Origin of the sequence: Leucobacter sp. BZR 635, from assembly GCF_048061935.2 — a bacterium.
Lineage (GTDB): Bacteria > Actinomycetota > Actinomycetes > Actinomycetales > Microbacteriaceae > Leucobacter.
Map to the genome: position 1 here is coordinate 1 of NZ_JBLUNZ020000015.1, position 13,293 is coordinate 13,293.

Genomic DNA, 13,293 nt, shown 5'->3' on the forward strand with positions numbered 1-13,293 from the left:
AGCCGCTCCTGCGCCTGCGCGAGCGTGCGAGCGCGCTCGAGTGCGGCGGCGGATTCCCGCTGAGCTTCCCGGCGCTGTTCGAGCGTCTCATGCAGCTCCTGCGCGCGCGTCTCGAGCGCGGTGACGGCAGCGACTGCGGCGTCGCGGCGCACGGAGAGCGTGCGCTCCCCCGCCTGGCCTGCACCGGCTGCGTGGTTAGGGACCGTGGTGGCCTGTTCCGCCGCATCGCGCTCACCCTCGGCGCGTACCGCATTGTCGCGCTCCAAGGCTTCTTCGAGCCCGCCGAGCAGCCCTTCGATGCGAGCCTCGCTCTCGCGTGCCGCGCCGTCGAGCCGCTTGCGCCGTTCAGCGAGCGCGGCCTCGATGTCGGCGAAGCGCCCCGTCTGGAACAGTGTGCGCAGGGTCGCTTGCCGCTCGTCGTCTGCGGCGCGCAAGAATCGCTGGAAGCCGCCCTGCGACAGCATCACCACCTGCAGAAACTGCTGATGGTTGAGCCGCAGCACCGGAGTGAGTTCGGCAGCGACGTCGACGGGGCGCGACGCGAGGCCCTCCCAGTCGCCCGCAGCTTCGTCCCAGCGCCACAGCCTGGCTTCGGTTTTCTGGGTGGTCGTGCCACCACCACGCTTCGCAGGTCGCGTGTATTCGGGGCTCCGCTCGACCAGGTAGCGGTCGCCCGCCACCTCGAATTCGAGTCGCACGAGCGTCGGCAGCTCGGGCCCCGAGTGGTCCGATCGTACCCGCGACACCTGCCCGTCGTAACGTGGCACCTGTCCATAGAGCGCGAAGCTCACGGCGTCGAGCAGACTCGACTTCCCCGCGCCTGTTCGGCCTGAGATGAGCAGCAGTCCGCCGGATGCGGCCGCCTCAAAGTCGAGGATCTGCCGATCCCGAAACGGGCCGAATCCCTCAACGTCAAGCTTGCGAATTCTCACGCTGACTCCCCCACATTTCCCGCGGCTGAAACCTTCGCAATAACCTCGCGCAGGAGCTCCCGTTCGGGGGCATCGAGTTGCTCTCCCCCGCGCACCAGGTCGAGGAATTCGTCGACGATCTCAAGATCGGTTTTGCGGGCGACCCGCTCCGTGTACGTCGCCGCGCGCACCGCCTGCCGCTCCGCGGGCGCAAACTCGATGTGCGCGCAGTGTGGAAAGCGCTGGCGCAGCCGCCGCATCGCGTCGATGGGGCGCACGTTGTCGGTGAGGGTCGCCTCCACCCAGCTCGCCTCGTGCTCGGCGAACTCAGTCTCGGTGAGGAGCTCTTCGAGCGTGCCGCGGAGGCGGGCGAGCGGGCGCGGAACGGGGAAATCTACCCACGTCGCTTCGCTCAACCCCTCGCTGCCGAGCTCGACGATCCACCCGCCGCGCGGCTTCGCAGCCTCACTGAACGAGAAATGCACCGGTGCCCCGCTGTACCGAATGCTCGGGGTGAGCTCGGAGCGGCCATGAATGTGTCCGAGCGCCGCGTAGTCGATACCGTCGAACACCGTGGTCGGCACCACGTCGACGCCGCCCGCCGTGAGATCCCACACCAGGCCCTCGCCTGCCTCCGCGACGGCCTCAGCAGACACCTCAGCAGCGCCGCTGTTCACGGCGAAGCAGTGCGACATCACCACGCTGCGGTTGCCGCGCGCTGCGGCGAGCGCGCGCACCTCCTCCATGACACGGCCGAGCAGTGCGTGGTGGCTGCGCAGCTTCTCTCCGGGGTAGAGGCCGGTCTGCAGCATTGGCTCAAGGTAGGGAATCGCGAAGACGTCGACGGCACCGTAGCTGTCGCTGAGCGTGATGGGTTCGCGGAAGGCGTCGCCGCGGGTCGCGACGTGCACGCCGCCGAGACCTGCCCATTCTGATTGGAAACCGAGCCGAGCCGCGTTGTCGTGGTTACCGCTCGTGATGATCACGACGGCACCTGCTTCACGGATGCCCCGGATCGCGCGCGCGAGCACCCCGTAGAGCTCGGCCGCCGGAGCCGCGTGGTCGAAGACGTCGCCGGCAACGAGCACAGCATCGATGCGGTGTTCGCGGATGATCTCGGGCAGTGTACCGAGCACTTCGCGCAGCTGGGGCAGCGTCGAATTACCGTGGAAGCTTCGGCCAAGGTGCCAGTCGGAGGTGTGTAGCAGTCGCAAGACGGGCTCTTCCTCTCAGGTCGGGGGGTCGGTGCTGGGTCAAGCCTGGCACAGGCCTCCGACATTCGGCGGGCGGGGAGAAGCGCGACCGGATCTTTCGCGCGTTTGTCGGTGGCTGTCGCTACTCTGGGCTCATGGCAGATCCCATCCTTTTCCAGCCGTTCACGCTCCGTGGGCTCGAGGTGCGCAACCGCCTCTGGGTCTCCCCCATGTGCCAGTATTCGGTGGCTGAACGCGATGGGGTGCCGCGCGACTGGCACCTGCAACATATCGGCGGGCTCGCCCGCGGCGGCGCGGGCCTCGTCGTGATGGAAGCGACCGCGGTGGTGCCGGAGGGGCGGATCTCCCCTGAAGACCTGGGACTCTGGAACGAGGAGCAGGAGTTCGCGTTCGCCAGACTCGCGGGCATCGCGCACTCGCACGGGGCGGCGATCGCAGTGCAGCTCGCCCATGCAGGACGGAAGGCGTCTTCGTTCAAGGGGTGGCCCGGTGAGCCGCACGGATCCGTGCCTGCGGCACAGGGCGGTTGGGCGACTGTCGCGCCATCAGCTGTGCGGTTTGACGAGCACTTCACCGAGCCAAGAGAACTCACGGTGGCAGAGATCTCAGGCGTCGTGCGCGCGTTCGCCGACGCGGCCGACCGCGCAGTACGGGCCGGTTTCGACGCGGTCGAGGTGCACGCGGCTCACGGCTACCTGTTGCAGGAGTTCTTGTCGCCACTGTCAAACCATCGCGGCGATGAGTACGGTGGCTCGTTGGAGAATCGGGCGAGGCTCACCCGTGAGGTGATTCGGGCGATCCGCGAACGCCACCCTGAGTTGCCGATTCTGGTGCGCATCTCGGGCACCGACTGGGTCGACGGTGGGTTCGAAGTGGAAGACGCCGTGGCCGTGAGCGCATGGTTTGCCGCCGATGGTGCGGATCTCATCGATGTCTCCTCAGCGGGAAACTCGCCGAGTCCCGCACTGACTGTCGGGCCTTCCTATCAGGTTGCGCTCGCCGAGCGGGTGCGCCGGGGCGGCACGTTGCCGGTGGGTGCCGTCGGCGCGATCACCTCAGCTCAGCAGGCTGAGGGCATCCTCGTGACTGGGCAGTCCGACGTGATCTTCGTCGGACGGCCCCTGCTCACGAACCCGCACCTGCCGCTGCAGTGGGCGGCCGAGCTGCGCGCCCCCGCAGCCGCGGCGCTGGTGCCCCCGCAATACCACCGCGCGAGGTTCTGAGCAGATGGGGCTCACGCTCTCCGAGGCCGAACTGCTCCGCGTGCGACTGCGCGGGCTGGGACTCGACGGCGCGCTGAGGGCCGACGACAGCAGCACCAACGCGGGCAGTGCCGGCGACGATAGTAGCAATAGTGCCTCCGCCGGCGCAGCGCGCAGCCTCGCGGTCGCGACCCACATGTTCGCGCTGCAGGGGCAAGACTGGAGATCATCAAAGTGGGCCATCGGGGTCCGTGCCCCAGGGCTCACCGCGGCAGACGTGACGGCGGCGCTGAACGACGGGAGCATCGTGCGGTCCTGGCCGATGCGCGGCACCGTCCATTTGGTGCCCGCAGCAGACATCGGCTGGATGCAGCAGCTCACCAACCCGCGCGTGCTCGCAGGCGCAGCCAGGCGTCGCGAGATCCTCGGCATGAGCGACCGAGTGCTTGAGCACGCAACGGAGGTCTCGCTCGCCGCTCTCGCAGGCGGCCGGAGCCTCGACCGCGCTGAGCTTGCCGAGGTCTGGACAGCTGCCGGAATCGACTGGCAACCGAACTGGCGCTACCACCTCATCTGGTGGCTGTGCCAGAACGGGCTCACCACGTTTGGCCCGGTGCCTGAAGCCGCGGCCGGGAGTGCTGATCCAGAACCGCGTCTCGTGCTCGCCGCTGAGTGGATCCCCCGGCCGCGCACCCTGAGCGGCGATGATGCCCTGCGCGAGTTCGCTGCCCGCTACGTGCGTGGCCGCGGGGCAGTCACTCGGAAGGACCTCGCGGCTTGGGCGCAGCTCCCGGCCGCCGCAGCGAGCCGCGGCCTCGCGCTCGCGGTCGAAGCCGGTCAGCTCGTTGAGGCGCGCCGCGCCGGCGTTTCCGGCACCGCTGGGGCGCTCTGGGTTGATCCGGATGCGCTCGAAGCCCTCGAGGCCGCAGCGCCCGCCGTTTCACACACCCGGGGCGAAGCGGGCGACTGGCAGCTCCTGCCCGCCTTCGACGAACACATCCTGGGCTTCCAAGACCGTTCTCCCCAGTTCGACGCCGCGCACCTCGGTCAGCTCGTGCCCGGGAAGAACGGCGTGTTCCTCGCCACCGTCGTCGCAGACGGCAGGACGGTCGGAACGTGGCGGCGCGACCCAAAACGCGACCTGCTCACCGTCACCCCGTTCTCGGGCGAGCGCATCGACCTCGAAGCCATCCGCCCCGCAAGCACCCGCTGGGCTGACTTCACCGGGCGGCCTCACCCCGACCTCGCCCTCGCCGTACCAGGTTCCTGACTGCGCCAAGCAACCGACTGCGCGCTGACAAGGGCACCCCCTTCCTGCAAGAGCACCCGATTTCTACGCGGAGGAATCGGGTGCTCTTGCAGGAAGGGGGTGCTTTCGCGGGCTCCCGCTGCCGCCACCGGCACCCGCGCACCGCGCCAGCACCGCGCCAGCACCGCGCCAGCACCGCGCCAGCACCGCGCCAGTGCACCAGCCATGAGAAGCTAGTGCAATGGAGCTTGCCCTTGTCGCAGTCGCCGCCGTCGTCGTGCTCGTCGGCGTGTCCCTCGTGAGCGGCCGGATCGGCATCGCCGCGCCGCTTGTCCTCGTCGTCGTCGGCATCGGGATCGGGTACCTCCCGTGGGTGCCACTCGTCGAGATCGACCCCGAGATCATCCTGCTCGGGATCCTCCCGCCGCTGCTGTACTCGGCCGCGATGAACGTGCCCTTCGTCGACTTCCGCAGAAACCTGCGCCCGGTCGCGGGGCTCTCCGTGCTGCTCGTGATCCTCTCGGCGCTGCTCGTCGGCTGGCTGCTGCACCTCGCGGTCCCCGCGCTCCCCTTCCCCGCCGCGGTCGCGCTCGGCGCGGTCATCAGCCCGCCCGACGCGGTCGCTGCAACCTCCATCGGCAAGCGGCTCGGTCTCCCCGAACGCATCGTCTCGATCCTCGAGGGCGAGAGCCTCGTGAACGACGCGACCTCGCTTGTGCTGCTGCGCACGGCCCTCGCGGCACTGTCCGGCAGCTTCGTGTTCTGGGAGGCGGCCGGGGCGTTCGCGTTCTCGGTCGTCGCGGCGATCGGCGTCGGGTTTCTCATGGGGTTCATCACCGTGTGGATCCGCGCGCGCCTCAACAACCCCGTGCACGACACGCTCGTCTCGTTCGTCGTGCCGTTCGTCGCGTTCATCCCGGCCGAGGTCATCGGCGCTTCGGGCGTACTCTCGGTCGTCGTCACCGGGCTCTACACCGGCTATCACTCGGTGCGCCGCTTCAGCGCAGTTGCGCGCACGAACGAGCGACTGAACTGGCGGACGGTGTCGTTCATCCTTGAAAACGGCGTCTTCCTCATCATGGGGCTGCAACTGCACGTGCTCGTGAACCAGGTCACCGATTCCGACTTCCACCTGGGGCACGTCGCCCTCATCGCGGGCGGTCTCGTGCTGCTGCTCATTGTCAGCCGGGCGCTGTTCGTCGTACCGCTCGTGTTCCTCATGCGCGGGGAGACCCGCAGGCGTCGGGCCAAGGGCGACGAGCTCGCCAGGCTCGAGGCAAAACTCGAGGCGAAGCTCGCGAAGAACGGGCGCGCGAACAACGAGCGAGCCAAGCGCCGCCTCCAGCTCATGAAGGATCGCGCGCAGGCCGACCTCGACCACGAGATCGAGCAGCAGCTGGGCTGGCGTGACGGCGTGGTGCTCACCTGGAGCGCGATGCGCGGCGTCGTGACGCTCGCGGCCGCGCAGTCAATCTCGACGGACGTGCCGTACCGGCCGCAGATCATCCTCATCGCGTTCCTCGTGGCGGTCGCGACGCTGCTGCTCCACGGGCTCACCCTGCCCGCGGTCATCAAGTGGCTGTGGCCGCGCGGCGTCAAGTCGGGCGTCGACAACACCGAGGTTGAGGCGCTCAGCCACGACCTCGTCGACGCGGGGCTCGAAGCGATCGACGACGAGCTCACGATCGAAACCGACGATCCCGATCGCATCATGACGCCCGACTCGATCGTGCAGCGCGCCAAGATCTCGACCAAGGCGGCGCTCGGCCCGCTCGCGCTGCGGTTCCACGAGACCGGCGCGGTACTCGTGCCGACCGCCGAAACCCCGGCCGAGTCGTACGTGCGGCTCACGCGGATCGCGCTTGAGGCTCAGCGGGCGACGCTGCTCGAGGAGCGGGCGATCGGGCGCTACAGCTCGAAGGCGCTCAGGGCCGCGGGGCTCGCGCTCGACGCACAGGAGGCCAGGCTCTCGCCGTTCACGGGTGAGTAGGCAGGCCCGGGCGCGACGAACCGATCTCGGGAGCCGCGCTGGGATCGTGCTCAGAAGACATGTCCTCAGCGAAGTCAGGAGTGATCGGCAGCACAAAGCCCCTGACCTCGCTGAGGTCATGGCATCTCGTCGCGCCTGATCGCTCGGGTGTGCACACTCAGTTGTGAGGAGCCGCTTTGGCGAAGCCGAGCCACACTACGCACTCGCAGCTGTGCAGGTCGTGATCCCCTCCGCTCGGGGGGATCAAATTTGCCTCAGGAATAGCGGCGCTCGGAGCTCGGCGCGCTACAGTGGGTGGCAGAACGCGCGACCTGTCGGTGATGATTGGATCTCTCAGCCCCGACATGTCGCGTTTTTGCGTTGACTGCGTGGCCGCCTGACCGGGGCCGGGTCCGTGGTTGCTCTTAGAACGTCGCTGCTGCACCGGGGCGGATCCACCGCTGGATCCACCCGCAGCCAGCACACACAGAAACGGAACACACGAGCATGGCACAGCCCGCCACCTCAGGAACCACCGACGAACTCGAGCGCGGCCTCTCAAACCGGCACCTGCAGCTCATCGCCATCGGCGGCGCGATCGGCACCGGGCTGTTCCTTGGCTCGGGCAAGGTCATCAGCCTCACGGGCCCCTCGGTGCTGTTCATCTACGCGGTCATCGGCTGCATGATGTTCCTGCTCATGCGGGCACTCGGCGAGCTACTGCTGTCAAACCTCAACTACAAGACGTTCGGTGATATCGCGAAGGATCTCATCGGCCCGTGGGCAGGCTTCTTCGTCTCGTGGACGTACTGGGTGACGTGGATCGTCATCTGCATCGCCGACATCATCGCGATCACGAGCTACGTCGCATACATCAACGCCGACATTCCGAACTGGGTGCCGGCGCTCATCACCGCCGTCGTACTCGTGCTGCTCAACCTGCAGCCCGTGAAGTTCTTCGGCGAGTTCGAGTTCTGGTTCTCGCTCGTGAAGATCGTCGCGATCCTCGCGCTGATTGTGACGGGCGTGATCCTCCTCGTCACCGGCTTCGAGAACCCCGACACGGGCACGCGCTCGACACTCACCCACCTGTGGGATCACGGCGGCATGTTCCCGTTCGGCGCGACCGGCTTCCTCCTCGGCTTCCAGCTCGGGATCTTCTCATTCATCGGCGTCGAGCTCGTCGGCACCGCGGCCGCAGAGACCAAGGACCCGAAGCGTAACCTCCCCCGCGCCATCAACTCGATCGTGGTGCGCGTGCTCATCTTCTACATCGGGGCGCTCACCGTGATCATGGCGGTGACCCCGTGGGACAAGCTCGACCCCGAGCTCAGCCCCTTCGTCACCACGTTCGCGTACGCGGGCTTCAGCGCGGCGGCGTTCGCGATCAATCTCGTGGTGCTCACGTCGGCGGCATCGAGCGCGAACTCAGGCTTCTACTCGGGCACGCGCATGATGCACTCGCTCGCACGCGACGGCCACGCCCCGCGCGGCTTCGCCCTCACAGACTCGCGGGGCGTTCCGCGCCGTGCGGTGTTCTTCTCGACGGTGTTCGTGCTGTCGGCGGTACCGATCCTGCTGCTCGGCGACAGCGTCATCGAGGCATTCACGTTTGTGACCTCGGTCGCGTCGACGTTCATCCTGTTCGTGTGGAGCATGATCGCGGTCGCGTTCATTCGGTACCTGCGACTGTACCCGGAGCGGCACGCCGCTTCCTCGTTCCGCACCCCGCTTGCACGCTTCACGCCGTGGGCTGTGCTCGCGTTCTTCGCGTTCATCCTCGTCACGCTGTTCCTCGCTGAAGACACGCGGCTGCCGCTGATGTTTACGCCGATCTGGTTCGTGTTGCTCGCCGTGCTCTGGCAGTTCACGAAGCGGCGGCTCGTGCGCCAAGGGCAGCCGCTCACCGCTGCCGTCGACATTCCTGAGCTCGCTGACAGCGCGGACGGCGTCGAGCAGTAGGAAAGTAGCGAAAGTAGCGAGCAGCCCGCGCGCTACAGGATCTCGATGCCGGCGGCGGCGAGTTCCTTGATCGCGGCGACCGACGTGTCCGGGGCCACCCCCGCGATGAGATCGCCGCGCACGCGCACGCGCATGCCGAGCTCCTGCGCGTCAAGCGCTGAGGCGCGCACGCAGTAGTCAGTCGCGATCCCAACAACGTCGAGCTCGGTGACGCCGGCCTCGCCGAGCACCTCGGCGAGCGTGCGGTCGTCGCCGGCGACACCCTCGAAGGCCGAGTAGGCCGGTTCGCCCATGCCCTTGCGAATGTGGACGTCGATGCGGTCGATGTCGAGCGCGGGGTGGTACTGCGCGCCCATGGTCCCGCTCACGCAGTGCGCGGGCCAGGTGCCTGCGAAATCAGGATCGGTGCCAGGTGCCGCGAAGTGCCCACCGTTATCGCCATCGGGATCATGCCAGTCACGCGAGGCGACCACGAGCGCGTACTGTTCGGCGGCACGCTCGTCCCGCAAGAGCTTGGTCACGCCCTTCGCAATCGCGGTTCCGCCGGCAACTCCGAGGGCGCCGCCCTCCGTGAAGTCGTTCTGCACATCAACAATCAGTAGCGCACGGGACACGGTGATCCACCCCTTACATCTCCGCCAGATCGGCGACGGTTCGTGTGTGACTGGCCTGCGGCGATCAGCCTCGACCAGTCACCAGCCTACGCCGCCGGGCTGAGGAAGCGGCTTAGGCCTGGCGCACCGGGTTCTGGTGGTGGCTGAAGACGATGCTCGTGCGCGTCGAGGAGACCGCGGGGTGCGCTGAGAGGTGCTCCATCACGAAATCGCGGACGTGGTCGGAGTCGCGCGCGGCGAGGTGGATGATGAAGTCCTCGACACCGCCGAGGAAGAACAGCTGCATAACCTCGGGGAGGGATCGCAGCTCGTCGCTCATCTCAGCGATCCGCTGCCGCGCACCGGATCGGACGGTGACGCTCACGAGCACCTGCAGGTCGAGCCCCATCGCGCGCGGATCGACCGCCGCGGTGAAGCCAGTGATGACCCGGCGCGACACGAGGTTGCGCACCCGAGCGATGCAGGTCGAGGCCGCGACTCCGACACGCTCGGCGAGTTCTGCGTTCGTCATTCGGCCATTTGCCTGAAGTTCTTCCATGATCTTGCGGTCGACGGCGTCAAGATCGCTTTCGGGGCGCAGATTCTTCGATTCCATGCGTGAATTCCCTCTTCTGCTTCGTGCGAGACATGCCCCGCAACTGATTCCGCAGAGAATTCACCAATTCTCTGCGGATATCGAATATACTTCAATCCTATCGCGTCACATCCGTGGTTTCGACCCCCTTTTGGGGGGAAGCCCGCCGGATCGCGCGGTGCATACACACACCCGTTACGCATTTATTTGGAGAAGATCATGCGCGTCGGTATTCCCACCGAAATCAAGAACAACGAGAACCGCGTCGCCATCACGCAGGCGGGCGTCTTCGAGCTCAAGCAGCGCGGCCACGAGGTTCTCGTGCAGGCTGGCGCTGGCCTCGGCTCAGCGATCACCGACGACGAGTACGTTGCCGCTGGCGCGACCATCGTCCCCTCGGCCGACCAGGTGTGGGCTGACAGCGACATGATCCTCAAGGTCAAGGAGCCGATCCCCTCCGAGTACAGCAAGATGCGTAAGGGCCAGGTGCTCTTCACCTACCTGCACCTCGCAGCTGACAAGACCCTCTCCGAGGCAGTCGTCGAGTCGGGCATCACCGCAATCGCATACGAGACCGTGCAGCTCGCGAACCGCGGACTCCCGCTCCTCGCCCCCATGTCCGAGGTCGCAGGTCGCCTCTCGGTCCAGGTCGGCGCTTACTCGCTGATGAAGGCAAACGGCGGCCGCGGCATCCTCCTCGGCGGCGTCACCGCGACCCGTCGCGGCAAGGTCGTCGTCATCGGCGGCGGCGCAGCAGGCGAGCAGGCAGCACGCATCGCGTACGGCATGGGCGCAGAGGTCACCGTCATCGACATCTTCATCCCCCGCCTCAAGCAGCTCGAGGACGAGTTCAACGGTCGCATCCAGACCCGCACCTCGAACAAGCACAACATCACCGAGGCACTCAAGGAAGCCGATCTCGTCATCGGCTCGGTCCTCATCCCGGGCGAGAAGGCACCCAAGCTCGTCACCGACGAGATGGTTGCGCAGATGAAGCCGGGCTCCGTGCTCGTCGACATCGCGATCGACCAGGGCGGCTGCTTCGAGAACTCGCGCCCGACCACGCACGACGATCCCACCTTCCCGGTGCACAACTCGATCTACTACTGCGTGGCGAACATGCCCGGCGCGGTCCCCGAGACCTCGACCGCAGCACTCACCAACGCAACCCTCCCCTACGTCGTCGCACTCGCCGACAAGGGCTGGGTCAAGGCACTCTCGGCAGACGAGGCACTCGCGAAGGGCCTCAACGCACACGACGGTGTTGTGACCTTCAAGGGCGTCGTAGACGCGTTCCCCGAGCTGCCCTTCAAGGCAGTCGACGAGGTACTCGCAGCAAACGCGTAAGCGCGGCGCGCGCACCTCGCGCGCACCTCGCGCGCACCCAACAGGAGTACGCTAGATCCCATGGATCTTAAGTTCACCTTCGGAGGGGCGTCACCTGATCAGCACGATCACGGTGGCGCCCCTTCGGGCATTCCGCTCCCCTTCGCGGGCGTCGCCTCGACCCCGGTTTCCTCCTCGAGCGAGCTCGACGTGTTCGTGCGACTCGTGAGCTCACCAGAAGGATCGACCGCTATCGCCGAGGTCGTCACCGGCGACGGCGTGACCTACACCCGCAGCGAGGTTGAGCTCAAGCGCCCGCGCGGCGTTGGCGGCCCGCTTCCCGTCGACTCGGGCGAGATCGTCGATCCGGCAGACACCGACGCACTCATGCGCGCGGTGCGCTCAGCCATCTCCCGGGCAATCGCGGGCCTCGAGGGCCCGCTCGCACAGGCGATCACCTCGATCGAGGTTGACGTCCCCGGGGCCGCCGCAGTGGTTGCGGCGCTCGGCGCGGGCCCCGGCCCACTCGGCGACCGCACGGTCGCCGGCACCGTCACCGAAGCGCTCCAGGCCCGCTTCGGCGTCAACGTCGGGACCCCGATCCGCGTGAAGTAGGCTCCGCGTCGCGCGTCTGCGGTAGCCGGAACCGGTGCGGACGCCGGGATCGGAGCAGGACCGGTGTGGGCGCAAGTACGGGTGCAGGTACAGGACCGGTGCAGGTGCGAGTGCCGGCACCTCGCAGGGAGTCCTACCTCGCATCCTGACCTCCCCGATTAATCCAGAACGACCCTTGCGCGGGCCGTAAACAGGGTGGAATAGATTAATCGGGGCCTCAGAGTTCGGGGGCGTCCCAGCCAGGGGGAAGCCGCAACGCTGCCCGGCATCACCCGGCATCACCCGGCATCACCCGGCGCGCACGGCGGCCCCTCGCTGATTGGTTGCCTGAGTGGCCCCGCGCGCGGGGGCCTACCCCTGTTGGAAGCGGATGATCCTGTCGAGAGCCTCCGCGACCGCGGGCTCGCCCGCTGCATACGAGAGCCGCACGGCGCGGTGCCCGGCGACGGGGTCGAAGTCGCCACCTGGCACCACAGCAACGTTCGCCCCTTCGAGCAGCGCACGCGCGTAGCTTGAGGAGTCGGCGTAGCGTTCGAGCTGCGGGCCGAGCTCCGAGTAGTAGTAGAACGCCCCGTCTGACGGTGCAGCGGCGCCCCAGTTGAGTGAGGGTGCAGCGTCAAGAATGAGGGCGCGGGCCTTCGCGAAGCTCTCGACCACGCGGTCGCGCTCGGCATAGGCTTCCGCTGAGAAGGAGCGCATCGCGAGCTCCTGCGCGGGCGCGGGCGGCGACAGCGCGAAGTTCGAGGCGAGCGCCTCGAAGGGCGCGAGCAGGTCCTCGGGCAGCAGCGCCCAGCCGAGCCGCCAGCCCGTCATGCCCCAGTACTTCGAGAACGAGTTGATGACGATCGCATCCGGGTTGAGTTCGACGGCGCTCACGCCGCGCTGATCGGGGCCCGCCTCTGCGTACGAGATGCCGTGGTAGATCTCGTCGCTGATGAAGCGCGCACCGTGTCGTGTGCACCAATCAACGAGCGCCTGGAGCTCGGCGCGGCCGAGCATCGTGCCGGTCGGGTTCGCGGGCGACGCGACGATGAGCCCCGCGAGGTCGCCGTGTTCCCGCACCGCGGTGTCGAGAAGTTCCGGCGTGGGCTGGTACCGGGTGTCGGGGCCGGTCGCGATCTCGATAACCTCGACGCCGAGCGCCGCAAGGATGTTCTTGTACGCAGGGTAGCCGGGGCTCACGAGCGCGACGCGGTCACCCGGGTCGAATGCGGCGAGGAAGACGAGCTGGAACGCGCCCGAGGATCCCGTGGTCACGGCAACGCGTGCAGGATCGACCTCGACGCCGTACCACTCGCGGTAGTGCCCGGCGATCGCCTCGCGCAGCGGCGTGGTGCCGAGGGGGCACGTGTAGCCCGCGGGCTGGAGCGTGCCGGGCGCAGGTCGCGCGCTCGGCTCTCCCGCGCACAACGAGACGACGTCATGGCCGGCGTGGCGGCGGCGGGCGACCTCGTCGGTGATCTGCATGACCTCGAACACGGGGATCTCGGAGCGGCGCGACGCCCCGCGCATCGGGGTGGCGAGCGACGGGGAGCCTGCTGGGCCCGCCCCAACCTCGCCGCCTGTCTGCCTCACGGTGTCGGGCACCTCGGCGAGCGGCTTCGGGTCGAGCTGGATCGACGGCGGAGTCTTGAACGGGCCTGGAACCTTTACCATG

Annotated in this window: 11 protein-coding genes; 6 read left to right on the top strand and 5 right to left on the bottom strand. The window is 67.7% G+C overall.

The annotated features are described in order from the left end of the window. Both ACI1US_RS02260 and ACI1US_RS02265 read right to left on the bottom strand, forming a co-directional pair. Positions 1 to 932, bottom strand: a 932-nt coding sequence (locus ACI1US_RS02260; protein ID WP_461637843.1) for an AAA family ATPase, incomplete at its 3' end; no start/stop codon positions are given. Next, positions 929 to 2,125, bottom strand: a complete 1,197-nt coding sequence (locus ACI1US_RS02265) for an exonuclease SbcCD subunit D (RefSeq protein ID WP_461637845.1) — start codon at positions 2,123 to 2,125, stop codon at positions 929 to 931. The genes ACI1US_RS02265 and ACI1US_RS02260, both read right to left, overlap by 4 nt. Before the next feature lie 134 nt (positions 2,126 to 2,259). Between ACI1US_RS02265 and ACI1US_RS02270 the strand changes: the two genes are divergently transcribed. From ACI1US_RS02270 to ACI1US_RS02285, 4 genes are all read left to right on the top strand, one after another. Beyond that, positions 2,260 to 3,348 (top strand): NADH:flavin oxidoreductase/NADH oxidase, encoded by a 1,089-nt coding sequence (locus tag ACI1US_RS02270; RefSeq protein WP_461637847.1) that lies wholly within the window; start codon positions 2,260 to 2,262, stop codon positions 3,346 to 3,348. Positions 3,349 to 3,352: 4 nt separating this feature from the next. Next, on the top strand, positions 3,353 to 4,597 hold the full coding sequence (locus ACI1US_RS02275; RefSeq protein ID WP_461637849.1) for a winged helix DNA-binding domain-containing protein: 1,245 nt from the start codon (positions 3,353 to 3,355) through the stop codon (positions 4,595 to 4,597). 220 nt (positions 4,598 to 4,817) lie between these two features. Further along, complete coding sequence (locus ACI1US_RS02280; protein WP_461637851.1) at positions 4,818 to 6,566, top strand: cation:proton antiporter; 1,749 nt, start codon at positions 4,818 to 4,820, stop codon at positions 6,564 to 6,566. Between the two features lie 486 nt (positions 6,567 to 7,052). Further along, positions 7,053 to 8,507 (top strand): amino acid permease, encoded by a 1,455-nt coding sequence (locus tag ACI1US_RS02285; protein WP_416549435.1) that lies wholly within the window; start codon positions 7,053 to 7,055, stop codon positions 8,505 to 8,507. Between the two features lie 32 nt (positions 8,508 to 8,539). On the opposite strand, the gene ACI1US_RS02290 is transcribed toward ACI1US_RS02285, so the two are convergent. Together ACI1US_RS02290 and ACI1US_RS02295 are read right to left on the bottom strand one after the other, a co-directional pair. Then, positions 8,540 to 9,121: an isochorismatase family protein gene (locus tag ACI1US_RS02290; RefSeq protein ID WP_416549434.1), complete on the bottom strand. Its 582-nt coding sequence runs from the start codon at positions 9,119 to 9,121 to the stop codon at positions 8,540 to 8,542. Between the two features lie 112 nt (positions 9,122 to 9,233). Continuing rightward, positions 9,234 to 9,716, bottom strand: a complete 483-nt coding sequence (locus ACI1US_RS02295) for an Lrp/AsnC family transcriptional regulator (protein ID WP_416549433.1) — start codon at positions 9,714 to 9,716, stop codon at positions 9,234 to 9,236. Between the two features lie 198 nt (positions 9,717 to 9,914). Between ACI1US_RS02295 and ald the strand changes: the two genes are divergently transcribed. Both ald and ACI1US_RS02305 read left to right on the top strand, forming a co-directional pair. After that, complete coding sequence (ald, locus tag ACI1US_RS02300) at positions 9,915 to 11,042, top strand: alanine dehydrogenase (RefSeq protein WP_416549432.1); 1,128 nt, start codon at positions 9,915 to 9,917, stop codon at positions 11,040 to 11,042. A 60-nt stretch (positions 11,043 to 11,102) separates the two neighbouring features. Then, positions 11,103 to 11,636 carry a hypothetical protein gene (locus ACI1US_RS02305; protein WP_416549431.1) on the top strand — a complete coding sequence of 178 codons (534 nt, stop codon included), beginning with the start codon at positions 11,103 to 11,105 and terminating at the stop codon, positions 11,634 to 11,636. Positions 11,637 to 11,987: 351 nt separating this feature from the next. Here the strand turns inward: ACI1US_RS02305 and ACI1US_RS02310 are convergent, their stop codons facing one another. Further along, positions 11,988 to 13,292 (bottom strand): pyridoxal phosphate-dependent aminotransferase, encoded by a 1,305-nt coding sequence (locus ACI1US_RS02310; RefSeq protein ID WP_461637856.1) that lies wholly within the window; start codon positions 13,290 to 13,292, stop codon positions 11,988 to 11,990. Between the last annotated feature and the right edge of the window lies 1 nt (position 13,293).

Excerpts from the sequence above, each read along its gene's own strand:
- ACI1US_RS02305 (WP_416549431.1), top strand. The coding sequence starts at position 11,103 with ATGGATCTTAAGTTCACCTTCGGAGGGGCGTCACCTGATCAGCACGAT.
- ACI1US_RS02270 (WP_461637847.1), top strand. The coding sequence starts at position 2,260 with ATGGCAGATCCCATCCTTTTCCAGCCGTTCACGCTCCGTGGGCTCGAG.
- ACI1US_RS02275 (WP_461637849.1), top strand. The coding sequence starts at position 3,353 with ATGGGGCTCACGCTCTCCGAGGCCGAACTGCTCCGCGTGCGACTGCGC.
- ACI1US_RS02280 (WP_461637851.1), top strand. The coding sequence starts at position 4,818 with ATGGAGCTTGCCCTTGTCGCAGTCGCCGCCGTCGTCGTGCTCGTCGGC.
- ACI1US_RS02295 (WP_416549433.1), bottom strand. The coding sequence starts at position 9,716 with ATGGAATCGAAGAATCTGCGCCCCGAAAGCGATCTTGACGCCGTCGAC.
- ald (WP_416549432.1), top strand. The coding sequence starts at position 9,915 with ATGCGCGTCGGTATTCCCACCGAAATCAAGAACAACGAGAACCGCGTC.
- ACI1US_RS02310 (WP_461637856.1), bottom strand. The coding sequence starts at position 13,292 with ATGGTAAAGGTTCCAGGCCCGTTCAAGACTCCGCCGTCGATCCAGCTC.
- ACI1US_RS02285 (WP_416549435.1), top strand. The coding sequence starts at position 7,053 with ATGGCACAGCCCGCCACCTCAGGAACCACCGACGAACTCGAGCGCGGC.